At 72.2% G+C, this 24,903-nt stretch carries 27 protein-coding genes, 1 tRNA gene, 1 pseudogene and 1 riboswitch; of the genes and pseudogenes, 9 read left to right on the top strand and 20 right to left on the bottom strand.

Annotated elements, in window-relative coordinates; translation table 11 throughout:
• Nucleotides 1–263: 263 nt before the first annotated feature.
• From JS756_RS03045 to JS756_RS02960, 18 genes and pseudogenes are all read right to left on the bottom strand, one after another.
• Nucleotides 264–2,375, bottom strand: coding sequence for an FtsK/SpoIIIE domain-containing protein (locus JS756_RS03045; RefSeq protein ID WP_205381347.1), 2,112 nt, complete (start codon nt 2,373–2,375; stop codon nt 264–266).
• A gap of 85 nt (nt 2,376–2,460) precedes the next feature.
• Complete coding sequence (locus JS756_RS03040; RefSeq protein ID WP_205381346.1) at nt 2,461–2,634, bottom strand: hypothetical protein; 174 nt, start codon at nt 2,632–2,634, stop codon at nt 2,461–2,463.
• Nucleotides 2,635–2,654: 20 nt separating this feature from the next.
• Entirely contained in the window at nt 2,655–2,813 is a 159-nt protein-coding gene (locus JS756_RS03035; protein WP_205381345.1) for a hypothetical protein, read from the bottom strand.
• A gap of 85 nt (nt 2,814–2,898) precedes the next feature.
• The gene (locus tag JS756_RS03030) at nt 2,899–3,216 is read right to left on the bottom strand and encodes a hypothetical protein (RefSeq protein ID WP_205381344.1); all 318 of its coding nucleotides are present in this window, start codon (nt 3,214–3,216) and stop codon (nt 2,899–2,901) included.
• The gene (locus JS756_RS03025) at nt 3,216–4,343 is read right to left on the bottom strand and encodes a conjugal transfer protein (protein WP_205381343.1); all 1,128 of its coding nucleotides are present in this window, start codon (nt 4,341–4,343) and stop codon (nt 3,216–3,218) included. The genes JS756_RS03030 and JS756_RS03025 overlap by 1 nt, the downstream gene beginning before the upstream one ends.
• On the bottom strand, nt 4,340–4,486 hold the full coding sequence (locus JS756_RS03020) for a hypothetical protein (RefSeq protein WP_205381342.1): 147 nt from the start codon (nt 4,484–4,486) through the stop codon (nt 4,340–4,342). The genes JS756_RS03025 and JS756_RS03020 overlap by 4 nt, the downstream gene beginning before the upstream one ends.
• Nucleotides 4,483–4,854, bottom strand: a complete 372-nt coding sequence (locus JS756_RS03015; RefSeq protein WP_307790270.1) for a DUF6907 domain-containing protein — start codon at nt 4,852–4,854, stop codon at nt 4,483–4,485. The genes JS756_RS03020 and JS756_RS03015 overlap by 4 nt, the downstream gene beginning before the upstream one ends.
• Entirely contained in the window at nt 4,851–5,477 is a 627-nt protein-coding gene (locus JS756_RS03010) for a hypothetical protein (RefSeq protein WP_307790268.1), read from the bottom strand. The genes JS756_RS03015 and JS756_RS03010 overlap by 4 nt, the downstream gene beginning before the upstream one ends.
• Entirely contained in the window at nt 5,474–5,635 is a 162-nt protein-coding gene (locus JS756_RS03005; RefSeq protein ID WP_205381341.1) for a hypothetical protein, read from the bottom strand. Before JS756_RS03005 ends, JS756_RS03010 begins: the two co-directional genes overlap by 4 nt.
• A gap of 95 nt (nt 5,636–5,730) precedes the next feature.
• Nucleotides 5,731–5,973, bottom strand: coding sequence for a helix-turn-helix domain-containing protein (locus tag JS756_RS03000; RefSeq protein ID WP_205381340.1), 243 nt, complete (start codon nt 5,971–5,973; stop codon nt 5,731–5,733).
• Between the two features lie 41 nt (nt 5,974–6,014).
• Complete coding sequence (locus JS756_RS02995) at nt 6,015–6,638, bottom strand: hypothetical protein (protein ID WP_205381339.1); 624 nt, start codon at nt 6,636–6,638, stop codon at nt 6,015–6,017.
• A 31-nt stretch (nt 6,639–6,669) separates the two neighbouring features.
• Nucleotides 6,670–7,425, bottom strand: a complete 756-nt coding sequence (locus JS756_RS02990) for an ATP-binding protein (RefSeq protein ID WP_205381338.1) — start codon at nt 7,423–7,425, stop codon at nt 6,670–6,672.
• Between the two features lies 1 nt (nt 7,426).
• Nucleotides 7,427–8,449, bottom strand: coding sequence for a helix-turn-helix domain-containing protein (locus tag JS756_RS02985; protein ID WP_205381337.1), 1,023 nt, complete (start codon nt 8,447–8,449; stop codon nt 7,427–7,429).
• Nucleotides 8,450–8,503: 54 nt separating this feature from the next.
• Nucleotides 8,504–9,304, bottom strand: coding sequence for a phage antirepressor (locus JS756_RS02980; protein WP_205381336.1), 801 nt, complete (start codon nt 9,302–9,304; stop codon nt 8,504–8,506).
• Nucleotides 9,301–9,525 (bottom strand): hypothetical protein, encoded by a 225-nt coding sequence (locus JS756_RS02975; RefSeq protein ID WP_205381335.1) that lies wholly within the window; start codon nt 9,523–9,525, stop codon nt 9,301–9,303. The genes JS756_RS02980 and JS756_RS02975 overlap by 4 nt, the downstream gene beginning before the upstream one ends.
• The gene (locus JS756_RS02970; RefSeq protein WP_205381334.1) at nt 9,522–10,007 is read right to left on the bottom strand and encodes a hypothetical protein; all 486 of its coding nucleotides are present in this window, start codon (nt 10,005–10,007) and stop codon (nt 9,522–9,524) included. The genes JS756_RS02975 and JS756_RS02970 overlap by 4 nt, the downstream gene beginning before the upstream one ends.
• Nucleotides 10,004–10,234, bottom strand: a complete 231-nt coding sequence (locus JS756_RS02965; protein ID WP_205381333.1) for a hypothetical protein — start codon at nt 10,232–10,234, stop codon at nt 10,004–10,006. The genes JS756_RS02970 and JS756_RS02965 overlap by 4 nt, the downstream gene beginning before the upstream one ends.
• Before the next feature lie 136 nt (nt 10,235–10,370).
• Nucleotides 10,371–10,595, bottom strand: a pseudogene (locus tag JS756_RS02960) (hypothetical protein); the annotation flags it as partial.
• 177 nt (nt 10,596–10,772) lie between these two features.
• On the opposite strand from JS756_RS02960, the gene JS756_RS02955 reads away from it, so the two are divergent.
• From JS756_RS02955 to JS756_RS02945, 3 genes are all read left to right on the top strand, one after another.
• Nucleotides 10,773–11,810: a helix-turn-helix domain-containing protein gene (locus tag JS756_RS02955; protein ID WP_205381331.1), complete on the top strand. Its 1,038-nt coding sequence runs from the start codon at nt 10,773–10,775 to the stop codon at nt 11,808–11,810.
• Nucleotide 11,811: 1 nt separating this feature from the next.
• Nucleotides 11,812–13,395 (top strand): site-specific integrase, encoded by a 1,584-nt coding sequence (locus JS756_RS02950; RefSeq protein ID WP_205381330.1) that lies wholly within the window; start codon nt 11,812–11,814, stop codon nt 13,393–13,395.
• A 1,132-nt stretch (nt 13,396–14,527) separates the two neighbouring features.
• Nucleotides 14,528–15,847, top strand: a complete 1,320-nt coding sequence (locus JS756_RS02945; RefSeq protein ID WP_205381329.1) for a coiled-coil domain-containing protein — start codon at nt 14,528–14,530, stop codon at nt 15,845–15,847.
• 283 nt (nt 15,848–16,130) lie between these two features.
• Here the strand turns inward: JS756_RS02945 and JS756_RS02940 are convergent, their stop codons facing one another.
• Complete coding sequence (locus JS756_RS02940) at nt 16,131–17,261, bottom strand: dihydrofolate reductase family protein (protein WP_205381328.1); 1,131 nt, start codon at nt 17,259–17,261, stop codon at nt 16,131–16,133.
• Nucleotides 17,262–17,335: 74 nt separating this feature from the next.
• On the opposite strand from JS756_RS02940, the gene JS756_RS02935 reads away from it, so the two are divergent.
• The 6 genes from JS756_RS02935 to JS756_RS02910 all read left to right on the top strand — a co-directional run bounded on the left by JS756_RS02935 (nt 17,336) and on the right by JS756_RS02910 (nt 23,153).
• Nucleotides 17,336–17,851, top strand: a complete 516-nt coding sequence (locus JS756_RS02935) for a MarR family winged helix-turn-helix transcriptional regulator (RefSeq protein WP_205381327.1) — start codon at nt 17,336–17,338, stop codon at nt 17,849–17,851.
• Between the two features lie 131 nt (nt 17,852–17,982).
• The gene (locus JS756_RS02930; protein WP_205381326.1) at nt 17,983–18,621 is read left to right on the top strand and encodes a GTP cyclohydrolase II; all 639 of its coding nucleotides are present in this window, start codon (nt 17,983–17,985) and stop codon (nt 18,619–18,621) included.
• A gap of 149 nt (nt 18,622–18,770) precedes the next feature.
• Nucleotides 18,771–18,844 (top strand) — tRNA-Met (locus tag JS756_RS02925).
• A 461-nt stretch (nt 18,845–19,305) separates the two neighbouring features.
• Entirely contained in the window at nt 19,306–20,487 is a 1,182-nt protein-coding gene (locus JS756_RS02920) for a PP2C family protein-serine/threonine phosphatase (protein ID WP_205381325.1), read from the top strand.
• 230 nt (nt 20,488–20,717) lie between these two features.
• Nucleotides 20,718–20,875, top strand: a riboswitch (cyclic di-AMP (ydaO/yuaA leader).
• Between the two features lie 9 nt (nt 20,876–20,884).
• The gene (locus JS756_RS02915) at nt 20,885–21,916 is read left to right on the top strand and encodes a M23 family metallopeptidase (RefSeq protein WP_205381324.1); all 1,032 of its coding nucleotides are present in this window, start codon (nt 20,885–20,887) and stop codon (nt 21,914–21,916) included.
• A gap of 292 nt (nt 21,917–22,208) precedes the next feature.
• On the top strand, nt 22,209–23,153 hold the full coding sequence (locus JS756_RS02910) for an aldo/keto reductase (protein WP_205381323.1): 945 nt from the start codon (nt 22,209–22,211) through the stop codon (nt 23,151–23,153).
• Between the two features lie 205 nt (nt 23,154–23,358).
• On the opposite strand, the gene JS756_RS02905 is transcribed toward JS756_RS02910, so the two are convergent.
• Nucleotides 23,359–24,804, bottom strand: a complete 1,446-nt coding sequence (locus tag JS756_RS02905; RefSeq protein WP_205381322.1) for a PrsW family intramembrane metalloprotease — start codon at nt 24,802–24,804, stop codon at nt 23,359–23,361.
• Between the last annotated feature and the right edge of the window lie 99 nt (nt 24,805–24,903).

Here is a 24,903-nt window from a genome sequence, read left to right as displayed (position 1 = left end):
GGTATGCCGGGTCCCGGCGGGAGATGACGAGTTCCTGTTCCTCCAGTCGCCGGACCGCTCGCCTGAGGCTCACCGTCTGAGACCGGCTCGGCTGCTCTGTGTCGTAGACAGTGGCGGCCAGTTGGCTGATTGGCAGACCGTCATACGGCGACGCTCCCCCGACCGCTTCAAGGATGGCCCGCTCAATGCGCCCGTGACCTCTACTCATGCCTAAGTGTTGCATCGCTCCGTCAGGCCTGCAAGCGATGCAACACTTAAGTCCCCTACTCGCCGTCCTCGGCGGCCGGGAGGTCGGCCCAGCGGACGCCCTTGGCGCCGCCGCAGCACTCCCGGATGGTGAGCTGCCGGGTGGACACCTTGAACGGCTTCAGCGCCGCGGAAAGGGCGGTGGACGCGCCTGCGGCGTCCATCTCTGTCCACGGCTTGTAGAGGTCGGGCCGGTAGCGGGCGAGGGCTTCGACGAGGCGGTGGGAGTGGACGGACTCGGTCCCGTCGGGCCAGATGGCGCGCAGGTGGTCGAGGACGGTCTCGACGTCGTGTTCCTCGACGGTGGCGCCGACGGACTGTCCGGACAGGGTGCCGGCGGCGGTGCGCAGGGCGAGCGCGCGGGTGGCGATGTCCTCGGCCTCGGTCTGCTTGATGAACGCGGCGCGGACGGTGATGCCCTCGCGGCCGCGGGCGAGGATGCCGGTGCCCTGCTCGTCCACCGAGATGTCGGTGGCGCGCATGCCGCGGTCGTAGGCGCCGGTGCCGAGGACGTTGTTGTTCGCGCGCCAGTCCATGACGGCCAGGCACAGGCGGGTGCCGACCGAGCTGGACACGCTGGTGGGCAGGGACGGGGCGTCGGGGTTCTGGGTGAGCAGGATCAGGATGATGCCGTAGGCGCGGGCTTTCTTGATCAGGCGGGTGGCCAGGGCGGCGGCCTCGTCCTTGTAGTCGGCGTGGGTGAACAGTTCCTGGACCTCGTCGATGACGATGACGCGGGGGCCGAGCTGCTGCTCGGGGTACTTCTCGGCGAGCGCGCGGGTGACCTTGCGGCCCTCGGGGACCTCGGAGGCGGGCAGGGAGCGGATGAACGCGGCGCGGCGCTGGTACTCGGCGATGCCGGAGCGCATGCCGGCCAGGGCGGCCTCCAGGTCTTCGTCCTCGTCGCCGGAGACGTACCGGTGGCAGACGGGCTTGACCGAGTCGAGGTCGCCGGATCCCTTCAGCTCGTAGATCCACAGTTCGGCGGTGGGGTCGAGGGCGACGCCGAGGACGATCGCGAGTGCGCAGCTCGTCTTGCCGGAGCCGGGGATGCCGCCGACGAGGAGGTTGGAGTACATGAGGGTGATCTCGACGAGGTTGCCGCGGGGGTCGAACCCGAACGGCAGGGGCTGGTAGAGGTCGGCCTGGCCGTCCTTCATCAGCGGCCACAGCTTGCGGCCGGCCTTGGCGGGGTCGCGCTGGGCGACCCACAGCACCAGGCGGCCGGGGTGCGCGGTCCGGTCGGCCTCGGGCCACACGGTGGAGATGGGGCGGCGCATGGCGGCGGCGAGCGCGGCCCGCTTCTCCAGGACGGCGGTGGCCTCGACGCCCGGGGGCAGGTCGACCTCGGCGCGCCAGCCGGGCCCGTCGCGCATGACCTCGGAGGCGAACTCCACGCCCTTGCGGCCCTTCTTGCCCTCGATGCCGATCGCGGCGAGCGCGTCGTAGACCTCGGTGGAGTCGAGTCGGCGCAGGACGTTGGTGGCGACGTAGCGGGTGATCAGCGGCTTCCCGTCGTGCTTCTTCCCGGCGAGGCCGACCAGGGCTGCGGCGGCGACGGCGGTGGTGAGGGTCCAGCCGGGCACGAGGAAGGCGGACACGAGGGTGGTGATGCCGGTGGCGGTGGCGACGGCGAGGGAGGCGACGCGGCGGGGGCGGACGCGGCGGGAGTGCTCGCGGGACAGGGCGAGCCAGGCCTCGATGTCGGCGGAGGCGGCGGCCTTGGCCTCGACCGGGCGTGCCTCGGTGTCGGCGACCCACTTGCCCCAGCGGACGATGAGCCGGCCGGTGCCGCGGGGTGCGCGCAGCAGCAGCCGTGCGAGGTAGACGGGCGTGCGCAGGGCGTGGAAGGCGCCGAGGTGGGCGTAGTAGGAGACGGTCCAGCGGGTGGCGTCCTTGAAGGCGTCCCAGCGGCGTAGGGCGGGCGGTACGACGGGCGGCGCGTCGGCGAGGTAGGCCTGTGCCTCGGCGATCCAGGTGCCGGGTTCGGGTGCCTGCTGCGGCGGGTCGACGGGCCGGGGTTCGGCGTCCTGGACGACGTCGATGACGGTCTCGGCCAGGGGGTCGGAGGCGTCGTGGACGAGGAGCGGGGGCACGTCCTTGTGGAGCTGGACGACGTTCTCGGTCATGCTGGTGGCTTCCTGCCTCTTGCTGGGTGGGGAAGGGCCCGGGGGCGGCCCTGCTTGGTCGTGGTGCGCCGCCCCCGGGGCGCAGCTACTTCTTGCGGTTGGTCTGTTGGGTGCGGCGGCGGGCGCGTTCCTTGATGCGGCGGATCCCGGCGTCGATGTCGGGCTGGTGCTCGATGCCGGCGGCGGCGCGGCGGATCCCGCGCAGCTCCAGGCGGGCGATCGCCAGCTTGTCGGCGGCGTTCAGGCGGGGCTCGTCCATGGGGTCTCCCTCGGTGATGGTCAGCGGCCGGTCTTCTCGTGGCGGCGGCCGGCCTGGCTGGCGGCGGAGTGGCTGTCGCGGCGTCCGCCCTGGCGTCCGCACGTGCACACGAACCGGTACGAGCTACGGCCGGAGCCCAGGGACTTGGTCTCGACGTAGGTGCTGTGGCCGGTGGGCATGGGGTGCTCCTCCCTGCAGGGGCCGGACGGTCCGGCCCGACCGCACCCCCACGGACAGGCGCCCGCGGGGGACGGACGGGGCGGGTCAGCGGCCCCGCTGCATGTCCTGCCACACGCTCCGCAGCACCAGCACACAGACGGTGGTGGCGACCGCCCCGACGGCGATGGCCGCCGCGAGGAGCGCGGCGGCCATCGCCAGGAACGACAGGGCGACCGCTCCGCCGATCCCGGCCGCCACGTACAGGCCCACCGGCCGGTGGGCCGGGGCGGGCGCGGGCGCCGCCGGCTGCTGCTGGGCGTTGGCCAGCTGCTGCGCGGCGAGGAGCGCGGCGATCTGCCGGACCATCTCCGCGTTGTCGGCCGCGTCGACCGCGTCCCGGGCGGCCTTCTCCAGGTCACTCATCACGCGTATCCCCCTCGCATCTCGTCGGCCGGGGCGGCGGCGGGCGGCTTCTTCGCGGCCCGGGACAGGGCGGTGCGCACGTAGGGCTCGGTGACGACCAGGCGGCGGTGCCGCTCGACGTGCTCGACGATCTGGCGGACCTTGGCGTCCGGGCCGAGAGCGGATGCGGCCTCGATGACGGCGGCCTCCAGCGTGACCGGCTCCAGGGCCGTCATGGGGTCGCTGACCTGCTGATGCGCTGGCGCATCACCCCGATGCACCTCGTACTCGGGAGGCTGCTGCCCGAGGACCAGGGCGACCGCGACGGGGTCGACGGTCACCCCGTAGTGGCCGAGGACGGACGCCAGTTCCGCCGGGGGCGCATCAGGTCGCGCATCAGCCGCAAGCCGGATCGCATCATCGGGGTCCATGGAGGCGAACCGGGCGCGCAGGACATCCGCGGCGAGGGGCCGGGCCGGCGTGGGCTGCTCCTCGGCGACCGTTGCGGGCGTGGCGCCGTACATTCCGGCGAGGGCCGCATCGGCTCCGTCGCGTACCCGGGTCCGCTGGACCGCGACCAGGCCGGCGCCGAGGTCGGCGTCGCCGACGCCCACGTGCTTCGCGAGCCGCCAGTAGCGGCGGACGGCGACCTTGCGCCGCCACTCGCCGGGGTGTCCCTGGGCGACGGCCCGGTGGAAGGCGAGCAGTCGGGCGGCGTTCGCGTTGCGGCGCATCACCTCGGCGTCCACGCCGGTGGTGTAGACGACGATCCGGCGGGCGATCAGCCCGAGGCCCTCGGCGGCGCCGGACATCGCCAGTGGTGTGATGGCGTAGACGGCGGCCTCGGTGAGGGTGTCGGCGATGGCCATGCCGGTGAGGCAGGCGCCGAGCGGGGCGAGCCACAGGCCGCCGCGGACCCAGGCCGGGGCGGCCTGGCCGAGGAGGGTGAGGCCGAGCATGGTGAGGGCGAGGATGAGGGTGAGGCCCTCGCCGCCGGCGACGACGCCGGCCGCGGTCGCGGCCCGCCCGAACTCGGCGACGGTGTTGGCGTAGGTGCCCCAGGCGCCGAAGCCGCCCACGGCGAGCATGGCGACCGCGGCGCCGCCCAGGGCGGCCTGCTGGCCGGTGGTGAGGGTGCGGGTGGTCACCGGCCCTCACCTCGCAGCGTGTTCGGGTCCTGCTTGGGGAAGGGGTGCTCGGCGAGGTGGCGGGCCAGGGCGCGGCCTTCGCGGGCGGTGCCGGGGTGGCGGAGGCTGGCGCAGAGTCGGCAGTCGCGCGGGTTGTGCTTCACCGGGCACCTCCGGCGAGGATCGCGGCGAGCTCCCGGCCGAGCGCGCGGAGCTGGTCGGCGCATGCGACGAGGGCGTCGGCCAGCTGCTCGGCCTCGTCGGGGGTGTAGGAGCCGGTGATGTCCTGCTGCTCGATGTACAGGGCGACGTCGCGGGAGGCCCGCTCGGCGTAGGGGGACTGGGCGAGCATTGCCTTGAACAGGCCGTAGTCGTGTGCGGCGACGTTGTGCTCGGGGCCGTAGTGCGTGATGTCGACCTTGTACTGGGCGCGGTCGTCGTGGTGGCCGGCGCACCAGTCGGGTTCGTCGATCTCCAGGGCCTTGGCGACCAGCACGCTGACGGTGGCGGTGCGGGGCAGGTGCTGCGTCACTGGCCCTCACCACCGCGGCGGATCTCCTCGCGGGACAGCTGCTCGGGGCGGGTCCGCGTCGCCTCGATCCACGGGAAGGGGCGGATGCCGTCCGCGGCCTTGAAGACGCGGATGGCGGTGCCGGCCGGGGCGTGGGGGAGGCCGTAGACGCGACCACCGTCGAGGGAGGCGAGGAGCCGGGCGGCGTGATGCTCGCACCCGTCCGCGCCCGCGTTGTCGGCGTCGAGGACGGTGACCACGGCCGGGCCGTCGCACGGCGTGGGGTCCTCAGGGTGCGCGACCGGACAACGAACCTCACGGGTCGGCTGGCCGGCCAGCAATTCCGGTTGAGGGACATCGGCGCCGAGGGCGCGCAGCAGGATCCGCAGGGCTTCGGCGAGGCCGCCGTGGGCCTGGGCGTAGGCGAAGACGTCGTTGCCGTCGACGGTGCCGTACACCTCGAGCATCCGGAGGCCCACGCGGAGGGCCGTGTCGACGTCGTTGGGGTCCGGCAGGGTGGGCGTCCAGTCCGGGGTGTCCGTGGCGTAGGCGGCCCGGGTGCGCTGGGCGGTGCCCTTGGCGTAGTCGCTGCGGCAGAGGGCGTGCAGCGCGGCGAGCCGGTCGGGGTTCGGGGTGATGGTCACCGGGTCACCGCCTTGCGGATGGTGCCGGTGACGCCGGCCTTGGTGACGCGCACGGTGGTCGTGCGGTCGGGGGCGCGGCGGATGACGCCGGCGGCGATGAGGCGCCGGGCGGAGCTGATCTGCGCGCATGCGGGCGCGCTAAGGTTCTGGTGGTCCATGACGAGGTCTGCTCTCGTTCGTGGGCTTGAGGGTCGGGCGGTGCGATCGCCCCGGGTGCGCCAACACCTGGGAGCTGCTGTCCGGCCCTCGCTGTCTATTCGGTTGTGGTGCCGCCGGGGCCGGCGGCTTTCTTGCGCTGGTACTTCTTGATGGCCTTGTCGACGGCGTTCCAGCTCACGCCGAGGTCGCGGGCGACGTCGGCGATCGTGCCGAGTTCGTCCACGCCGTCGAGCAGTGCCTGTGCTCGTCGGTCGGCGGCTTCGGAGGCGAGTCGGTTGAGCTGCGCCAACAGCTCTTCCTCGTCGCGGAGCCGGTCCCGCCAGGGTTTCGGTTCCATCCCCAGCACCGTATCTAACCCGGGGGTTAGATGCAAGGTGGTCACGCCGACTCCCGCGGCTGGTAGTGCAGGAGCAACAACAGGTCCTGCTCGGTCCGGTAGGCCGTCCCGCACTGCCGGCACTGCACCGGCTGGCCTGGCAGTCGGGACAGGACCGCGCCGCACACAGTGCCCTGGTCGTCCGTCACCGCCACGCACAAGCCCAGGTGCTGCGGACGGGGTACCGGATCGCCGACGATGGAGCGGGCCCGGGCCTCCAGCTCCCGCACCTCGCGCGCCAGGTCCCCGGCCGCCGGGTAGTGGTCGGCGACCCACTCCAACTCCATGCGGAGCCAGCGGCAATCGGCATCCAGGCCGCAGGGCGGCGGCGCCCCGTGGCTGGGCCACCGCTCGCGCTGCACGTCCACTCGCCACAGGTGCATCACCTCGGCCGCGCGGGCCGCGTTCACCGTGTCGAGGACGTCCTCATCGATAGGAGACCGCGGGCCGGCCGCACCCCGGGTGGCGACGATCTCGCCCCAGCCGGACCGGCGGGGTACCAGGCACTCGCCGACCTCGGCGTACAGGGTGGGCAGTTCGGCCAAGCGGCTGGCGAGCTGGACGGTGTGCCGCTCGCACAGGTACCGGCCCTCGGTCTCGTCGCCGCACAGGCCGCAGACGATCACCCGGCCCCCGTGTGCTCGGCGACGTGGGCGCTCATGCGGCACCTCGTCGGCGGAGGTCGTCTCCCGTCATCGGGACGACGGTGGTCATCTCGGCGAGGCGGGAGACGATCCGCTCGCCCAGGGCGGCTGCCAGGTCGGGCGCGATCGGCCGCCCGTTCTCGTCCCGGGGCGCGCGGGTGGGCAGGTTCGAGGTGAAGACCGTGGGCAGGCACTGGTTGTACCGGCCGTTGATGAGCCTGTAGGTGATCTCCTCGGTCCACTCGGAGGCCTTGGCGCTGCCGAGGTCGTCCAGCAGCAGCAGGGGGATGTCGCACAGGCGCTTCAGCTCGTCCTCGGCGGTGCGCTCGGAGCCGCCCGGGCGGAGACGGCCGTACATGTCCGCGGCCGTGGTGGCGAGCATCCGGAAGTCCCGAGGTCCGGACTCGGCGACCAGGCGGAGCGCGCCGTACGCCTGGTGGGTCTTGCCGGTGCCGGTGGTGCCGGTGATGAGCAGGGACCCTGCGGCGTCCGGTTCGGCGGCCACCGCAGCGGCCCACGCCTTCACGTCCGGGTGGCTGGCGTCGGAGTGCTGGTAGCGGGGAGGTGTCGCGGTGCGCCAGCGGGCCAGCGCGAAGTCGATCCGGTTCTGCCGGTGGAACTCGGGGTGGCCCGGCATTCCGGGTACCGGTCCGTCGTCGATGGGGCCGGGCTCGACCGGGCTCAGGCCGCGGGCTGCCAGGTGCGCGGCGAGGCGTTCGTTGAGGTGGTCGAGCGCGGAGGCGCTTCCGATGGGCTGTGGGTCGGTCATGTCACCATCCGTTCTCGTACACGGCGGGGTCCGTGGGGTTCGTGTAGGGCTTCCAGCCGGAGCCGGGACGGCGCCGGTCGGGCGCGGCCTCGCCTCCGCCCTCGAGGGGCATCAGGAAGGCGCCCTGTATCGGCTTCGCTCCGGGGGCGGGCAGCGGCGGCAGCTCGGCCCAGCCGCGCATGAAGTACCTCGCCGAGTCGACGTCCGGCGTGCGGCCGACCATGCGTACGGCGTGGCTGACCATCGCTGGGACGCCGGTCTTCTGGATGAGGGCGAGGACCGGGAACCATTGGTCGCCCTTGAAGGGCCAGCGGACGGTGATCCCGGCGGCCGTGAGCGCGTCGACGAGCGGGCGCGCCGCATCCGGGATGCCGTAGGCGTGTCGCTCGCTCGGGCCCTCTGGTTGGCTCGCCTCGAGCTGGCTACTACCTGAGCTGTTGTCCTCCAGTTCGACCACCGATTGGTTCTCTGGTGGTTCCTGTGGTGGTTCCTTGATGGTTCGGGCGGCACTGAGTGCGTGACGTCCGGACGCAGAGTGCGTGACGTCGCGCACTCTGGATGCGTGACGTCCGGACGCAGAGTGTGTGACATTCCCTTCCGTCACGCACTCTGTGTCCGTGACCGTCACGGACGCAGAGTGCGCGACGGTCTTCGCGCGGGACCGGCGCTTCCGCTCCGCCGCTGCCGCCCGTTCGGCCTCCTCATCGGCCTTCACCGCCTCCCAGTCCGAGGCCGGCCGCTTGCGACGCAGGTCCAGCGCCCACACCCTGCACCCGCTGACCTCACCGGTCTTCCGGATGAGCCGACCGTCCTCGAGGCGCCTGAGCGCGCGCTGGACCGTACGCCGGTCGTAGCCGGTGCAGTAGGAGATGAGGTCGACCGAGGGGTAGCTGTTGGAGCCGTCCTTGTGGGCGTGCTCGGCGAGCACCGCCAGGACGTGCCTGGCGGTGCTGTCCGGCCTGCCCTTCTCCGTGAGAAGCACCGGGGAGTCACGCATGGCCCACCGCACAGCCTCGTAGCTCACGGCCGTCCTCTCGCTTGGTGGGGGAATCCGACAGCGCCTCGGTGACGGGTCCGGTCACGATGGGTCCTCGTCGAGCGGCAGGGCCTCCTGCCGGCCGCTGAGGCGGCCACGGAGGGCGGCGACGCCCTTGACTGTGATCCGAACCTGCGACGACAGCACGGGCTCACCGTGGTGCGGGTGGCTGTAGCTGGTCGTCCTCCGGCGGAGCCGGCCCGCGTCTACCTGGGCCTGGTAGGGCTGGCCGGATGCGTCGATCCATCCGATGTCCCGCAGCGTGGCGAAGAGCCGGTTCTGGCCGGTGCTGATGCCCGCGCGGACCAAGAGCTGCGCGGCCTCCCTTACCGAGTAGTCCCCCTCGGCAGCCGCCAAGGTCTCCCACGCGCCGGCGGCGGGCGCCAGCTCGGCGACGCGCGCCTCCGCAGCCTCCCGCGCCTCCACCTCGGCCGCGAACGCGCGCAGCGCCTCCGGCAGCGTCTGCGGAACGGCGACCGAGTACGAGCCGGTCTTGCGGATCGAGGGCAGAACCTCGTGGGTGATCCACCGCTTGAAGGTCTTGGCCTGCGGCTTCCGACTGCGAAGGATCAGCGAGTACAGACCCGGCTCGTTCACGACGGCGAGCTGTTGCGGGCCGCCAGGGGTCTCCACACTGTGGAACCCCTTCTCGTCGTCGTCGAGCAGGGCGAGGGAGCTGTGCACGTTGCCGAGCTCAAGGACAGCCGCAACGTCGAGAGCAACCCACCAGGGTTCGCCCTTGATGGGCACGGAACGTACGGGCTGGCCGGTCTGCGGGTAGTGGAACAGATGCGGCAGGACCGGGCGGCCGAAGCTCCCGGTCTCCAAGTCGTACGCCCTCACGCCGCCTCCTTGGCCGTGCCGGTCGTGACGCTGCTGAAGATGGTTCGGAGCGGTGCCTTCTGCTCGGGGCTGAGCGGAGGAGCGGCATCGACGATGCGGTCGATCCGCGCCCAGTACGCGGCGTTGCGGACCGGATCGGAGAAGCGGACAGGCCGGTCGGGGCGGGCCGGACGGCCGGAGGGCTCGCCTCCGGCCGCCGCGGCGATGATGGGGCTCGTCACCGCTCGCCCGCCTTCGCACCACGCTCTTCGATGGCGGTGAGGAACCAGGCTGCGAACGCCTTGGCGTCGCCCCACTTCCGCACCAGCTTCGTCGCCTCGTCGATGAACGTGGTCAGGTGCACATCGGCGCCCACGCGCCGGGCGTTTAGGTCTGCGACGAATGCCTCGACCTGCGCAGCGACCTGAGCCTGTTCCGCGTGCTCGTCGATGCGGTCGGCGAGCGCTCGCAGCTCCGCCGCCTTGTCACGGGCCTCGTCGGGGGTGAAGTCGGACTCCCCGATCGACACGGTCGGCTCCGTGTTGGAGAAGAAGATCACGCGGCTATCGATGATCTCCCGGCCGGTCGTGTCGGTGATGGCGTGTCCAGTGCTGATGTGGTCGTGGTGGGGGCCAGCCACGTCGCACCAGGTGTAGGTGGTGCAGGCGCTGGACGCGGGGCATTCGTCAGAGGCGAAGCGCTGGTCGCTGGTTGCGGTCGTCATGCCGTCACCTCGCCAGGCCGACGGCTGTACTTCTTCAGGAGCTGCAGAACCCTCTCAGCGTCGACGACGCACTCGCGGCCGTCGTCGACGGCCAGCCAGAGGTGCTCGCCACGCCACTCAAGGCGCATCGAGCACCCGTCGACCACGTCCTCCATGAGGACCTGGAGCGCGGTGGGGGCGCGCTGTTCATCGGGCGTCGCCGTTGACGCCTGTGCGATGCTGTGCATGAGGACGTTCTCTTTCCGGGCGGCGTTGGGGCGGCAACCCCAGCGCCGCTCTGTGCTAGTGGGAACTGGTGGAGACAGGGGCGTTCTCGTCAGACGGCGTCGGGGCGGCAACCCCGGCGCCGTCGCAGTGGGGGTCCATTCCGAGTTCGCGGAGAAGGTCAGCTCGGTTGACCCTGTAGGTGCGGCCGTCCCTCCGGACGGGCACGGGGTACTCGCCCCGCTTGGCAAGCTCGAACCCCTTCGTCCGACCGATGCCGAGGGCGCGGTTCGCGGTCTCGAGGTCGAATGCGACGGGCAGCGCCACGACCTCCTCGTACTGCATGCCGCGCCTGGCGGCGATCTCGGTGGATGTTGTGGTCATGACTCCATCTCTCGTGGCACCGCCCCGACCAGCACTCATGCCATCCGATGCCGATCACTGCCAGGCTGTACCGTTTCAGTGCAGAAGGTGCTTGTAGTCGAACCGTTCCGGTTCGACTGGCCGGGACTCTACGGCATGGGTCGACACAGTTCAAGCCGCTCCGTATGTTGGATGACTATGGAGCAACAAGACTGGATGTCGGCGATCAGCAGGTCCATCGCCGGCGAGATCCGGCGTCATCGACAGGAGCAGGGCCTGAGTGCACAGCAGCTCTCGGACCGCTGTGCAGAGCTCGGGGCTCCAATCCCGAGGGTCGTCCTCTCCAACCTGGAGAACGGCAAGCGGCAGAACGTCACTATTGCCGAGGTGCTTGTTCTGGCTCGAGCCTTGGGGGTGCCGCCTGGAGTGCTTATCTTTCCCGTTGGGCACGTAGCTCACGTCGAGGTGCTGCCTGGGGCATGGCAAGAGCCGCTAGCGGCGATTGATTGGCTTTCTGGTGCAGTGGCGTTCAGTCAGGACGAGGCGGGTGCGGTAATTGATTCCCCTCTGGGGTTCATTCGCGAACACGAAGAACTTATTGACCGCTTGCGGCGAGCCGTAAAGGCCGACGATATGGCATTCGCCAGAACCCTTGACGCAAGGAAGGAGGTGGAGAATTCTGAAAGACGCTCTCTAGAGCTCCGTGACCGTCTGGTCGAGCTCAGGGAAACGCTGGAATCAGGGAATCCTGATCGCGATGTAACTCAGCGCCTGCAGGTAGAGATTGTTCGTGTCGAGCGCGATTTGGCAGCCGCGGAGACTGTATTGGCGAGTGCGCGCGCCGCGGAGGTGCACGGTCGTCAGGCCGCCCATGCCGTGGCCGAGCTCAGGGATAGAGTGCTGAGCTTCCGGAAAAGCATTAGAGAGCGGGGACTGTATCCGCCCGCTCTGCCGAACGATCTCGCCTACCTGGAACAGGATGCGGAAGGCAAATGGCGTGGCGGGTATAAAGGTAACCTTCCTGCTGTCTCTGCTTCTCCCCGTCCAGTAGATTCAGTGCTTCAACTCTTCCAAATGGAACCTGCTGCCTCTGGAGAGGATGGAGCGTACAGGCGATTCAAGAAATACTTCGAGGAATATTCGAAGGCTGCAATCTCGGAGGCTATGGATAGAGCAATTTCTGAGTATCTGGCGACGGGGCGTCGCGTCTCAAGCGCACAGGAAGAAGGTGACTAAATTGCCCGTGTCTCGCCGTGCTGGCGGCATCAGTAAGCGCTGTGAGTGTCGCGGCCCGGACGGGAAGCGGCTCGGCTCGAAGTGCCCGCAGCTGTCGAGACGCAGCCACGGCAGTCACCGCCTCTCCCAGGAACTCCCGCCCGATGCCGAGGGCGGGCGCCGGCGCTTCCAGCGGACCGGCTACGCCAAGGCCTCCGACGCGCAGACCGACCTCGACCGCATGCGCGCCATCCTCGACCTCGCCGGCGACGACGAGGACGGCCTGCGCCGTGTCGGCGACCTCCTCGCCGACCTGCAGAAGACCCGCGCCCCCGTCCCCGAGCCGACCGAGGTCTCCCGGAAGCTCGGCGTCGGCGTCCCACTCGACGGGAAGATGACCGTCGGCGAGTGGCTGGACCGGTGGATGGCGACGAAGAAGACCCGCCCGACCACGAACAACGGCTACGCCTCCCACATCCGCGTCCACATCAAGCCCCACATCGGGCACCTGCGCCTGGACCGGCTCGGCGTCGGCCACGTGCAGGAGATGTTCGACGCGATTGCCGACGAGTCCGACGTCATCCGCGCCGAGAACGAGGCCCGCCGCGAGCAAGAGGTCTCCGCGAAGTGGTCGAGGCCGGGCCGGCCGCCGGTCGTGGAGCGGGAGCGCCTGGCTGCCGAGCGCGCCAGACTGGCGGAGATGAAGCCGTACCGCAGGACGAACGGTCCGGCGACACGTCACGCGATCCGCCGGACGCTGCGCGCTGCGCTCAACAAGGCGATCGCTGCGCAGCTCATCACGTTCAACGCGGCCGCGCACGTCGAGCTCGGCTCCAGCGCGCGGCCGAAGGGCCTGCTGTGGACGGACGAGCGGGTGGCGCGCTGGCGCGAGACGGGCCAGAAGCCGAGCCCGGTCATGGTGTGGACACCGGCCCAGCTCGGCCAGTTCCTCGACGAGGCAGAGTCGTCCCGGCTGTACGCCCTCTTCCACCTCATCGCTCACCACGGCCTGCGCCGCGGTGAGGGTGTGGGTGCCGACTGGGCCAACGTGCACCTGGACGCGGCCCAGCCCCGGCTCGACGTGCTCACCGAGATCGTGGTGGACGGCTGGACGCCGGTGCAGACGGTGCCGAAGACGGACAGCTCCATGTCGTCGGTGATGCTCGATCGCGGCACGGTGCTGGTGCTGAAGGAACACCGCGCCCGCCAGCTGGCCGAGCGGGAAGCCTGGAACGAGCAGGCTGAGCGGGAGCGGGCTGCGGGCAAGAAGGTGCCGGCCTGGACAGACACGGGGAAGATCTTCACGGCGGAGGATGGGGCCTGGCTGCACCCGGACGCCGTCTCGAAGGAGTTCAGGCGCCTTGCCGAGGCGGCCGGGGTGCCTCCGATCAACCTGCGGGACCTCCGGCACGGCGCGGCCGCTCTCGTGAAGGCCGGCGGCGGGGATGTGCATGACGCGAAGGTCAAGCTGCGGCACTCCACGATCACGCTGACCTCGGACACGTACATGGAGCTGTTCACGGAGTATGAGCAGGAGCTGACGGAGCGCGCGGCGGCCGCGGTGCCGCGGGCCCGGCGGGGTGGCGCCAAGGGGCCGGTGGAGTAGCGTGATGGGTGGACAGCGAGAGGCCTCGTCACCGCAGGTGACGGGGCCTTCTTTGCTCAGCCAGCGCTCAACCGAACGTCCCGGAACTGGCCGATACAGGGTGACATGAAGCGGGATGAGGAGAAAGTCCGGCGGGGCCCGGATCGGGCGTTGAACAGGGATGTTCAGCACCGCGCGTCACATGGCGGCATGGGCCGGAACGGCGGGGTCCGCAAGGTTCGCAGACTTTTAATCCATTGGTTGTGGGTTCGAGTCCCACAGGGCCTACCGGTGGTGGGCGGGGGACATGCCCTCCGGCCTGCTGTGCAGCGCTCGGGTCGACGTCTGTCGGCTCGGGCGCTGCGGCGTTCTCGGGGTTCTGCGATGCGGGCGGACGTCGGCGGCACGCCACGAGCGCCGTGCGCCCGGCCGCGTATCGGGCGCAGACGGCGGGCCGGTGCCGACGGCGTGGCCGGGCACCCGGAACCGACCCTGCGGTCGCACGGCCGATCCTGCTCCACCCCGTGCCGGCGCCGAACGCCGACGCTCCCGCGCCGGGGCCGCCTTCGTCGCGGCCGGCGTCGCCGTGCCCCTCGCCCACGACCACGACGCCTCGGCCCGCATGCTCGCGTCCGCACCGGTGGCTCGCTGAACGCGTGTGCCGGCGCTCCCACTTCAAGGACGCGAGGGCGGTCACTGCCTCATGTCATCGCTCGCTGCTTCTCCTTGCGGCCGGCGGTGACAGTGGAGCAGCCGGGCGGAGCTCACCGCGCGGTGAGCGCAGCACTCCCTGCGTGCAGTGCGCACCGCGCATCACGACGCTTTCGCCCGGCCCTTCCTGACGGCACGTCAGTGCTCAGGGGATGACAACCGTCACACGGAATGTTGCGCAGGTGGGGGCAACTGTTCTGTTTGTCCGCCTTCGGTGTTGGTGGAGGTGGCCCTTCCGGGCTCCGCTCGAGGGCCGGGAACTGAAACGGGTTTCAGTCGACCTGTGAGGGAGCTGTACGCTCACTTCGCCGACCGGGGAAATCCGCCGCATGTCGGCCACGGCGCGTGAGATCACGGGGGGTCTGACGCAGCGACAGGTGCCGATGCCGTCCGCGATCCATCGCATCCATTTCCTGCTCTTCCGCGCCAGAAAAGAGAACTTGTGAAGATTCGCCGTACCCTCGCGACCGCCGTCGCCCTCGCCGCCACCGCTCCCGCCGTCCTGCTCGCCGCCGGTCCGGCGTTCGCCGACGCCGCCGCCGCGCCCTCGTCGTCCTCGTCGTCCGCCTCGCGGACGGAGGGCAAGCCCTCCGTCGCCGAGCTGGAGCGGGCCGTCGCCGAGGCCCGGAAGGCGTACGAGGACGCCGTCGCCGCCAGGTCCGCGGCCTACCAGGCCCTCGAGGACGCGCTCTCCGACACCTCTCCGCTCGCCGTCGCCGCCGCCGGGGCCCGGCAGAAGGCCGAGGACGCCGCCACCGCGAAGACCGCCGCCCACCAGGCCGTCGCCGACGCCCAGGCCCACGTCGACGCCGTGATGGGCGACGAGAAGGCCACCGACGACGACAGGGTCGCCGCCCTGAGGGCCCTCGCCGAGGCGCGGACGGCCGCCGACGCCGCCGACGCGGCCGAGACGGCCGCCGACGCCGCGGCCGCGGCCGCCGTCGAGGCCCGGGACGACGCCGAGGTGGAGGCATCCCGCGCCTACGGCGTCGCACAGACGGCCGAGAAGGCCGCCAAGGCGAACCTCGAAGCCGCCGAGAAGGCCCTCGCGGACGCCGAGGAGGACGCCGGCGACGACGAGTCGTGCGTCGCCGAGCCCGACCTCGCGGTGTCGGTCTCCGGCCTGCCCGGCAGGGTCGCCGCGGGGACGACCGTGGACTTCTCGGTGCGGCTGACCAACCGCACCCGGCGGACCCTGGACGAGGTCCGCCCGTTCGTGGCCGTCCACGCGACCGGCACGAAGGGCGAGCGGGACCTCGACGACCTGCTGAAGCTCCAGTGGTCCAGCGCCGCGTCCCCGGCCTGGAAGAACGTCGACCGGAACGGCTACGCCGGTGCGGTCGGCCCGCTGAAGGCCGGCGCCCACGCCGACGTCGCCCTGCGGCTCACCGTGGGCTCGGGGGCGCCCGCCGGCCAGGGCGTCGCCCTCACGGCCGGCGACTACGTCAACGACGACGGCAGCTGCGGCGGCACGCCGGACCTCACGGTCCACACGTTCGAGCTCGTCGCCGCGGGCTCCACGTCCGGCGGCGCGGCGAAGCCGACGACCTCCACGGCCCCGCGCACCTCGGGCGGCTCGCCGCAGGGCGGGACCTCCGTGGTGCCGGTGTCCGCCACGACCACGCGGACGGGCACGCTCGCCGCGACGGGTGCGCCCTCCGCCCTGCCGCAGCTCGCCCTCGCGAGCGGGGTCGCCGTGGCGCTCGGTGCCGGGGCGACGGTCGTCGCGCGCCGTCGCCGTTCGGCCCGCTCCGGCGCCTGACCCGCCTGCTCCGGAGAAGGACGAGGGGTGGCCCGCTCGCCGGCGGGCCACCCCTCGTCGCTCCCGGCCGTGCCGCGCCCGCGCCCGAACGTCCCACGTCACCCCCGCTCGCCGGCCGCCGCAGCCGGACGCCCCGTCGCCGCTCCCGGCTGTCCGCGTGGCTCCTGCCCGCCCCGGTGGCTCCCAGTCGCCCCTCGCCGCTCCGGGTGCCGCTCGACGGCACCGTCGCTCACGTGAGAGCCCGGCGGGCCGGCCCGCCGCCGTCGGCCGCCTCGCCTGTCGTTCAGCCCGCCAGGTGCCGGTTCGGCGCCTTCGCCCGCTCCTCGTACTCCGGCAGGACGACCACCTCGGCGCCCCCGGCGGCCAGCACCCCGCTGCCGTCCGCGCCCTCGACGAAGGTGTCGGGTTCGCGCCAGGCCGTGACCACGCGCCGGACGCCGGACGCCAGGATCAGCCGGGCGCAGGGCAGCGGCCGGGAGGCGCGGCGGGCACACGGTTCCAGGCTGCTGTAGACGGTCGCACCGGGCAGGCGCGGATCGTCCGCGGCGATCTTCGCCAGCGCCGCCTCCTCGGCGTGCACGACCGGGTCCCCGGCCTCGCGGGAGTGGCCTCGCGCGAGTTCGGTGCCGTCCGCCGCGACGACCACCGCGCCGACGCTGAAGGCGGTCTCGGACGGCGGGCACCGCTTTGCCAGCCGGCAGGCGAGCGACAGCCAGTGGTGGTCGGCGGCGGTGGCCGCCGGCCCGGTCCCGGGCGCGGTGGGTTCGTAGCGCATGAGGACGACGTCCTCGATCTGCCGGGTCTCCACCAGGCGGAGGCGGCCCGGCTGGTAGGTGCCCGGGCCGAAGAGGCGGGGTGCCTTCGGGTCGCCGACGAAGAGGGGGGCGAGGACCAGCTGGAGTTCGTCGGCCAGTCCCTGCTGGAGGAGCTGGGTGTGGACGGTGCCGCCGCCCTCGACCATCAGGCGCCGCACCCCCCGGACGTCGTGCAGGTGCTCCAGCAGGCGGCGCCAGTCCAGCGCCGCGCCCAGCGGCACCACGTCGGCCGCGATGCCGGATCGCGCGGCCCGCTCGGCGCCCCGGTCCGTGGTGTACAGGAGCTTCGCGCCGCCGGTGTGCCAGAACCGCGCTGCCGGGTCGAGGTCGCCCGAGCCGCTGACGGTGACCTTGAGCGGGTACTCGGGCCGTCCGGCGGCGCGGCGGGCGGCGCGTCGCTCGGGGGAGTTGACCAGCAGGCGGGGGTTGTCGGCGCGGATGGTGCCGGCGCCGACGAGGATCGCGTCGACACAGGCGCGTACCTCGTCGACCCGGTCGAAGTCGGCCGGGCTGGAGAGCAGCAGGCGCTCGGGGCCGGTGTCGTCCAGACAGCCGTCGAGGGAGACGGCGGCGGACAGCAGGACGTACGGGAGGGGCATCGGTGCTCTCCGCTCGGGGACGGCGAAAGCCAAGCTAGCTTGGTTCAAGTTTGAAACAAACCTACACTGGTGGCATGACGACCCGCTGGCTCACGCCCGAGGAGCAGCGCGCCTGGCGCGCGTACATCGCCGCGACGCACCTCCTGGAGGACACGCTGGACCGGCAGCTCCAGCAGGACGCCGGCATGCCCCACCTTTACTACTCCATCCTGGCGACTCTGTCCGAGGCTCCGGAGCGGCGGCTGCGGATGACCGAGCTCGCCGAGGCCCTGAAGATCACCCGCAGCCGGCTCACGTACGCCGTGACCCGGCTGGAGAAGGACGGGCTCGTGCGGCGGGAGAGCTGTCGGTGGGACCGGCGCGGCAGTGTCGCCGTCCTGAGCGACGCGGGCACGGCCGAGGTGGAGCGGGCGGCCCCCGGGCACGTCGAGACGGTGCGGGCCTCGCTCTTCGACCACCTCGACGAGGAGCAGGTGGGGCAGCTGGAGGCGATCTGCACCACGATCGTCCGGTCGCTCCAGGGCGAGGACGCCTCGACTCCCGCGGGCGACGACCTGCCCTGGCGCCGCCGGTCGTCGCCCTGCTCGTGACGCCGGCCCGGCACTCGAACCAGTTGCTTCAACTTTAAAGCAGAGATACGGTTCCCTCCGAACACCTGCTTCAAATCTGAAGCAGGTGCCCGTAGCAGTACGGGCGACTCGGAACGGAACCGGAGAACCGCATGGCCGACACCCCCGCTGCCCCCGCCGCCACGCAGCGCGCCCGCGTCCGTGTGCCGCTGCGCTTCGCGGACGGGTACCACGCCGACGCCGAACTGGTCACCTTCCACGGCCTCGCCGACGGCCGCGAACACCTCGCGATGGTCCTCGGCGACCCCGGCGAGGTGCCCCTGGTCCGCCTCCACTCCGAGTGCCTCACCGGCGACGTCCTCGGCTCCGCCCGCTGCGACTGCGGCCCCCAGCTCCGCGAGGCCGTCGAGCGCATCGCCGACCGCGGCGGTGTCCTGCTCTACCTCCGCCAGGAGGGCCGCGGCATCGGCCTCTACAACAAGCTCGACGCGTACGCCCTCCAGGACGAGGGGCTCGACACGTACGAGGCCAACGCCGCCCTGGGCCTGCCCGAGGACGCCCGCGACTACACCGCGGGGGCCCAGATGCTCCGCGCCCTCGGCATCGACCGCGTCGACCTGCTCACCAACAATCCCGACAAGGCCGGGCAGTTGGGCGACCTCGGCGTCGATGTGCGCGACCGGGTGCCGACGGGGGTGTTCACCACCCGGCACAACGTCCACTACCTCCGTGCCAAGGCCCTGCGGACCCAGCACACCCTGCCCCTCGCCGAACTCCACGCCACCGGCTGACCGCACCGGCCCGCGCCCGTGGCCGGGCGCGGCGGGGCCCCGGTCGGCGGGCCGCGTGGGAGGTCCGTCCGCCCGAAACCCTTCGCTGCGGACCCCGAACCAACCGATTCGCTTCCTGTCCCACTCATGGCATACACTGGGATCACCGACGCGGGGTGGAGCAGCTCGGTAGCTCGCTGGGCTCATAACCCAGAGGTCGCAGGTTCAAATCCTGTCCCCGCTACTGAAGGCCGAGGGCCGGAGACCGAAAGGTCTCCGGCCCTCGGTGCGTTCTGCGCCGACTCGCCCTCAGGGTGCGTCGGCAGGGTCGCCCGCACCGAGCCCGTGGCCGCCGCAGCCTGGGCGGGCCGTCCCGCCCGCCGGGCGCCGACGCGGCCGCCGACGCGGCCGCGATGCCGTGGCCGCCGTGCCGGCCCCTGCCGGAATCCGCCGGAATCCGCCGGACTGCCGTCGCCCTCAGCGGGTACCCCACCGTCCGCAGGCGTCGTCCGGTCGGCGCACCCCGCTCGCGGTGTACCCCCGCTGCGGGAAACCTGGACTGACGGAGCCGACGGAGCCGAGGGAGCAGAAAGGCGGTGCCGGACGTTCGCCGGACGATCCGGATGCGCCCGCACGAGCGTTGCGGACCGGCGAGGACAGGGTGTGGATGTAGGTCGGTGGGAGACGAAAGTGCGGCCTGGTGACATGGCGGACGAAGGGGCGCTCGCGCAGGGCTCCGGGCATCGGCCCGGCGGTCCGGCCCCGGCCGGCGATCCCGCCCCCGGTGACCCGCCCGCGCCCCCCGCTCCCGAGGGCCGGCGGATCTCCCGTGCCCGCACCGCCGTGCGCCTGCTCCCGGCGCTGCTGATCGCCGCCGGCGGTGTCTACGACTACTACACGCCCTCGACGTACAGCGCGGTGCCGCTGTTCATCGCCGCCCCCCTGGTGGCCGCTCCGCTGTACTCGCGGCGGGGCACCGTGCTCACCGGCCTCGCCGCCACGACCGTCGTGCTCGCCGTCCACCTCGTGCTCGGGGGCGTCTTCGACGTGGACGCGGTCACCGAGCTGGTCACCGTCGTGACGGTGTCCGCGCTCGCCGTACTGATCAACACCCTCGTCCGGCGCAGCAGCGAGCAGCTCGCCTCCGCCCGCGAGATCGCCGAGGCGGCACAGCGCGCCGTCCTGCCCGAACCGGTGGAGCGGATCGGCGGCTTCCAGATCGCGGCACGGTACGAGGCCGCCCAGGCGGACGCCTCCATCGGCGGCGACCTGTACGCGGTGCAGGACAGCCCGCACGGCGTCCGGCTCATCGTCGGAGACGTGCGCGGCAAGGGCCTGGGAGCGGTGTCGGCCGTGGCGGTGGTGATCGGCGCGTTCCGGGAGGCCGCCGAGCAGGAGACCACCCTGGAGGCGGTGGCCCAGCGCCTGGAGCGGGCCCTGGCCCGGGAGGGCACCCGGCGGGACCGTGTCGACGCCTTCGAGGAGTTCACCACCGCCGTCCTGGCGGAGCTGCCGCACGGCGACGGCACCCTCAGCGTCCTCAACCGGGGCCATCCACCGCCCCTGCTGCTGTACGCCGACGGCACGGTCCGCGCGCTGCTCGCGACCCAGCCCGCGCTGCCGCTCGGCATGGGCGAGCTCGGCGCCTGGCCCGACCAGGCCGACCGGGCCGCCTTCCCCGGCGGTGCCACGCTGCTGCTGTACACCGACGGCGTCAGCGAGACCCGTGACCCGCAGGGCCGCTTCTACGACGTCGAGGAGCGGCTGGAGGGCCGTGTCTGCCACGATCCCGGCGCGCTTCTCGCCGCCGTCGCCAAGGACGTGCGGCGCCACTCGGGCGGGCGTCTGACGGACGACATGGCACTGCTCGCCGTGCGGCGGCCGTGAAGGTCACCGACCGTGCCCGGACGACCGCCCTGCGCATAACAACTGACACACCGTCAGTTCTCGGGTCTCGCCCGAAGCCGAGTCAACTCGCCCGATTTGGCACGGTCGTGACGTGTAAGTCCCGGCCGGAAATGTTAATGATCAAGCCGAACGGCTTGGAATCCCGCCTCCGGGTCTATTAACGTTCGATAACGCAGCGCGGTCGTCCCAGTCGCCACAAGAGGCGGCTCCGTGCTCACGCGCCGAATCCCGTCAGGGAACCGGGGAACCACCACCTTGGGGTGAATCGGGCGTATGCCGCCGTCTGCCGACGGCTCGTATACGCGCGTAGGAGACCTTCCCGCTCCGAACCCGTCAGCTAACCCGGTAGGCGACGGAAGGAAAGGAGTACGCCCGCGTGGCGTCCAACCGTCCTGCCTCCGCACCCCCGTTCGTGCCGAGCCAGCAGCGCAGCGAGACCTTCGGCTACGGCAGCTACCGCACCGACGAGGGCCCCTGGGAGGAATGGAATCCCACCGAGGAGTCCATCCGTCCCGTCCGCGGCCGGCACCGGGTCGCCAAGCAGCGCGGCGGACTCGCCCGCAGCTCCACCGTCCTGGGCGTCGGCGTCATCGCCGCCGTCGGCGCCGGCGGCATGGCGAGCGCGCAGACCGGCAAGCCCCCGGTGTCCATCTCCCTGCCCGACCTGCCGTCGGTCGGCTCGCTGATCTCCGACGACGCGCCCGCCGCCGAGCCCGCCGCCAGCCCGCTCAGCGACATCGGCGGGGGCACCGCCGGCACCGAGCAGAGCGCCACCGACGCCGGCGAGGCCCTGCGCACCCGCATCATGGCCCAGGCCGAGCAGCAGCAGGTCGCGGTCGACACCAAGGCGCAGGCCGCGACCGAGGCCGCCCTCGCCAAGCAGGCGCAGGAGGCCGCCGCCGCGGCGGAGAAGAAGGCCGCCGACGAGGCCGCCGCCGCGAAGAAGGAGGCGGAGGAGGAGGCCGCGAAGAAGGCCGAGGCCGAGCGGCTCGCCGAGCTGGCCCGCCAGTACTCGCTGCCGACCTCGTCCTACACCATCACCTCCACCTTCGGTCAGGCCGGCTCCATGTGGTCCTCCGGCTACCACACGGGCCTCGACTTCGCCGCCCCCACCGGCACGCTCATCAAGGCCATCCACAGCGGCACCATCACCGAGGCCGGCTGGGCCGGTGCGTACGGCTACCGCACGATCCTCACCCTCGACGACGGCACGGAGCTCTGGTTCTGCCACCAGTCGTCGATCAACGTCAGCGTGGGCCAGAAGGTCAACACCGGCGACGTCATCGGCCGCGTGGGTGCCACCGGCAACGTCACCGGCCCGCACCTGCACCTGGAGGTCCACCCCGGCGGCCAGACCACCGGCATCGACCCGATGGCGTGGCTGCGCAGCAAGGGCCTCACCCCCTGACACCCCCGGTCCGGGCCGATCCGGCCCGGTACCTTCACCTCCGGCGCGATCTCTTCGGCTCGATCCTCCGGATCCACCGGATCCCTCTGATCGCCCCTGCTCCCCCGCGGCCACCCGGTCCCCGGCGGTCCTGACGGCACCCCCCCACGTCAGGGCCGCCGGTCCGCGTCTGCGGGGGAGAGGGCCCGGAAGACGTGCGCGGAGCGGGTCGCCGCGGGCGGGGCGCGGGTGGCAGCGCGCCGCGGAACCGGATGCGGAATGCGCGCATGTCACACGTGTGTTCAGGAGGAGCATGACTCCTCTTCGCAAGCTCGGATCGTCCGACCTCGAGGTCTTCCCGCTCACCCTCGGAGGCAACGTCTTCGGCTGGACCGCGGACGAGACCTCGTCCTTCGCCGTCCTCGACGCCTACACGGCCGCCGGCGGCAACTTCGTCGACACCGCCGACGTGTACTCGGCGTGGGCCGAGGGCAACCGGGGCGGCGAGTCCGAGACCATCCTCGGTGCCTGGCTGAAGGCCCGCGGCAACCGCTCCGACGTCGTCGTCGCGACCAAGGTCAGCCAGCACCCCGACCACCGGGGTCTGAACGCGTCCACCATCAGGGCCGCCGCCGACGCCTCCCTGCGCCGCCTGGGCACCGACCACATCGACCTCTACTACACCCACTTCGACCAGCCCGAGGTGCCGGTCGAGGAGATCATCGGCGCCCTCGACGAGTTGGTCAGGGCGGGCAAGGTGCGCTACATCGCCGCCTCGAACATCTCCCCCGAGCGGCTCAAGGCCTCCCTGGACTTCTCCGACCGCGAGGGCCTGGCCCGGTACGTCGCCCTCCAGCCGCACTACAACCTGGTCTCCCGCACCACCTACGAGGGAGCCCTCCAGGACCTCGCCGCCCGTGAGGGCCTGGCCGCCGTCCCGTACTACGCGCTGGCCTCCGGCTTCCTCACCGGCAAGTACCGCGCGGGTGCGACCGTCGAGAGCGCGCGGGCGGGCGGTGCCGCACGGCACCTGGAGTCCGAGCGCGGCCCGAAGGTCCTCGCCGCGCTCGACGACGTCGCCCGGTCGCACGACGCCCCGGTCGCCACGGTGGCCCTCGCCTGGCTCGCCGCCCAGCCGACCGTCGCCGCGCCGATCGCCTCCGCGCGGACGGCGGAGCAACTGCCGGTGCTGCTCGGGGTGGCGGAACTGACACTGACGGACGCGGAGTTGGACACGCTGACGGAGGCGTCGGCGTAGCGAACCCTTCCGACCGCGGGACCGTTTCCCGCACGACGGGCTCACCGGACCCCTGCGGCGCGACGGCTGTGCCCAGGAGCCCAGGAGCCCAGGAGCCGGGCCTGGGGCCCTGGGCGCAGGGCCTTGGTGGCCCAGGGGACGTGGGCGCTCGGCCCGGCCGGCGAGGGCCGTCGCTCGGCCGCCCGCCGTTTTCCGACGTTGCCGGCTACGACCGGTAGGGGTTGTACGCCGGCTGGTACGGCGCTGCCGGCCCGTGTCCGGCCGAGGGCCACGTCCCCGTCGCCTGCCCCTGCCACGGAGCGGCTTGGCCCTGCCACGGAGCGGCTTGGCCCGGTGCCTGTCCCGGCCACTGGTGCTGCCCCGGCCACGGCATCGGCCCCGGGACGGCGGCCGCCGCGGGCCAGACGGGCGCCGTCGCCCGTGCGGCGTACTCCAACGCCGGCCGCGCCACCTCGCGCCGCGCCCACAGCTCGTGCAGCAGTTCCCGCTCCCGTACGACGAAGTCGGCGTCCGCCCGCCCTCGGCGCCCCCGGTGACGGAGGAACGCCAACGATGTCGCGAACGCCTCGTACTGCGCCACGGCTCGTGCCGCCTGCTTGCCGATGTGGTGGCCGGCGTACTCGCGGGCCAGTCGGCGGGCCCGCATCGAACCGAGGGCGAACGGCTCGCCGGCCGTGAACCAGCCGGCGACGACATAGGCCGGCAGCTCTTCGCGGACCGTGCGCAGCTCGCGCTGCCGGGTCCAGATCACCAGCCACGTCAGCAGTCCGAACGCGGGCACCATGAACGCGCCGTACACGGCGAAGAACCCGAACGGGCCGAAGGTCGCGGAGCCGTTCCAGAAGGCGTGCATGCCCATCGCGAGCAGCAGGCCGGCCGGCGGCAGCAGGACGCGCCTGACGCGCCGGCGTTCGCCGGAGAGCGCGGCGATCCCGAAGCCGATGCCGGTGAGCACCGTGAACAGCGGGTGCGCGAACGGAGACATGATGACGCGCACGAAGAACGTCGCGGCGGTGACGGAGGCGATGCCGCGGTCGCCGGACATCTGGTCGGTGCCGAAGGCGGTCCCGAGATAGAGGATGTTCTCGGTGAACGCGAAGCCGGTGGCCGTGACCCCGGCTATGACCACGCCGTCGACGATCCCGGTGAAGTCGCGTCTGCGGAAGAGGAAGACGAGGAGGACGGCGGCGGCCTTGGCCGACTCCTCCACGATCGGCGCGATGACCGTGGCGCCCAGGGTGTCCGCGCTGGACGGGTCGGCGGTGGACGTGGCGATCCACCGGGTCGCGAAGCTGTTGGCGACGATGGCTATCAGCGCCGCCGCGCACGCTCCCCAGGCGAAGGCGAACACCAGGTTCCGCCAGGGGCCGGGCTCCACCCGGTCGAGCCAGCGGAACGCGGTGACGAGCAGCGGTACCGGCAGGACGGCCAGCCCGAGGCCGACCAGGAAGCCCTGGGTGCCGGTCTGCTCGCGCACCAGCGCGAGGATGACCAGCCCGGACAGGGCGAGCAGGGTGACGAGTGCTCCGTAGCGGACCCAGCTGCGCTGCCACCAGTGCGCGTGCCGCAGCGCACCGCCGGCCGGGTCGACTCCCTCGCCGGGGTGCGGCGGATACGGCGGATACGTCGGGTACGGAGAAGTGCTGGCCACGGCATCGACCCTAACGAGGGAGGGGTGTCGCCCGCGACGGCGTATCGCGCCGCCCGCCGGGGCACGGGGTTGCACGCGCTGGTGGTCGTGCTCTGATGG

The sequence above is a fragment of the Streptomyces actuosus genome (genome assembly GCF_016921115.1).
Lineage (GTDB): Bacteria > Actinomycetota > Actinomycetes > Streptomycetales > Streptomycetaceae > Streptomyces > Streptomyces actuosus_A.
Note: the sequence above shows the minus strand (reverse complement) of the source record. Positions and strands in the feature narration are given on the sequence as shown.

Excerpts from the sequence above, each read along its gene's own strand:
- JS756_RS03030 (WP_205381344.1), bottom strand. The coding sequence starts at position 3,216 with ATGAGTGACCTGGAGAAGGCCGCCCGGGACGCGGTCGACGCGGCCGAC.
- JS756_RS03035 (WP_205381345.1), bottom strand. The coding sequence starts at position 2,813 with ATGCCCACCGGCCACAGCACCTACGTCGAGACCAAGTCCCTGGGCTCC.
- JS756_RS03005 (WP_205381341.1), bottom strand. The coding sequence starts at position 5,635 with ATGGACCACCAGAACCTTAGCGCGCCCGCATGCGCGCAGATCAGCTCC.
- JS756_RS02940 (WP_205381328.1), bottom strand. The coding sequence starts at position 17,261 with ATGCCCCTCCCGTACGTCCTGCTGTCCGCCGCCGTCTCCCTCGACGGC.
- JS756_RS02930 (WP_205381326.1), top strand. The coding sequence starts at position 17,983 with ATGGCCGACACCCCCGCTGCCCCCGCCGCCACGCAGCGCGCCCGCGTC.
- JS756_RS03045 (WP_205381347.1), bottom strand. The coding sequence starts at position 2,375 with ATGACCGAGAACGTCGTCCAGCTCCACAAGGACGTGCCCCCGCTCCTC.
- JS756_RS02935 (WP_205381327.1), top strand. The coding sequence starts at position 17,336 with ATGACGACCCGCTGGCTCACGCCCGAGGAGCAGCGCGCCTGGCGCGCG.
- JS756_RS03040 (WP_205381346.1), bottom strand. The coding sequence starts at position 2,634 with ATGGACGAGCCCCGCCTGAACGCCGCCGACAAGCTGGCGATCGCCCGC.
- JS756_RS02965 (WP_205381333.1), bottom strand. The coding sequence starts at position 10,234 with ATGCACAGCATCGCACAGGCGTCAACGGCGACGCCCGATGAACAGCGC.
- JS756_RS02955 (WP_205381331.1), top strand. The coding sequence starts at position 10,773 with ATGGAGCAACAAGACTGGATGTCGGCGATCAGCAGGTCCATCGCCGGC.
- JS756_RS02910 (WP_205381323.1), top strand. The coding sequence starts at position 22,209 with ATGACTCCTCTTCGCAAGCTCGGATCGTCCGACCTCGAGGTCTTCCCG.
- JS756_RS02970 (WP_205381334.1), bottom strand. The coding sequence starts at position 10,007 with ATGACGACCGCAACCAGCGACCAGCGCTTCGCCTCTGACGAATGCCCC.
- JS756_RS02920 (WP_205381325.1), top strand. The coding sequence starts at position 19,306 with ATGGCGGACGAAGGGGCGCTCGCGCAGGGCTCCGGGCATCGGCCCGGC.
- JS756_RS02990 (WP_205381338.1), bottom strand. The coding sequence starts at position 7,425 with ATGACCGACCCACAGCCCATCGGAAGCGCCTCCGCGCTCGACCACCTC.
- JS756_RS03000 (WP_205381340.1), bottom strand. The coding sequence starts at position 5,973 with ATGGAACCGAAACCCTGGCGGGACCGGCTCCGCGACGAGGAAGAGCTG.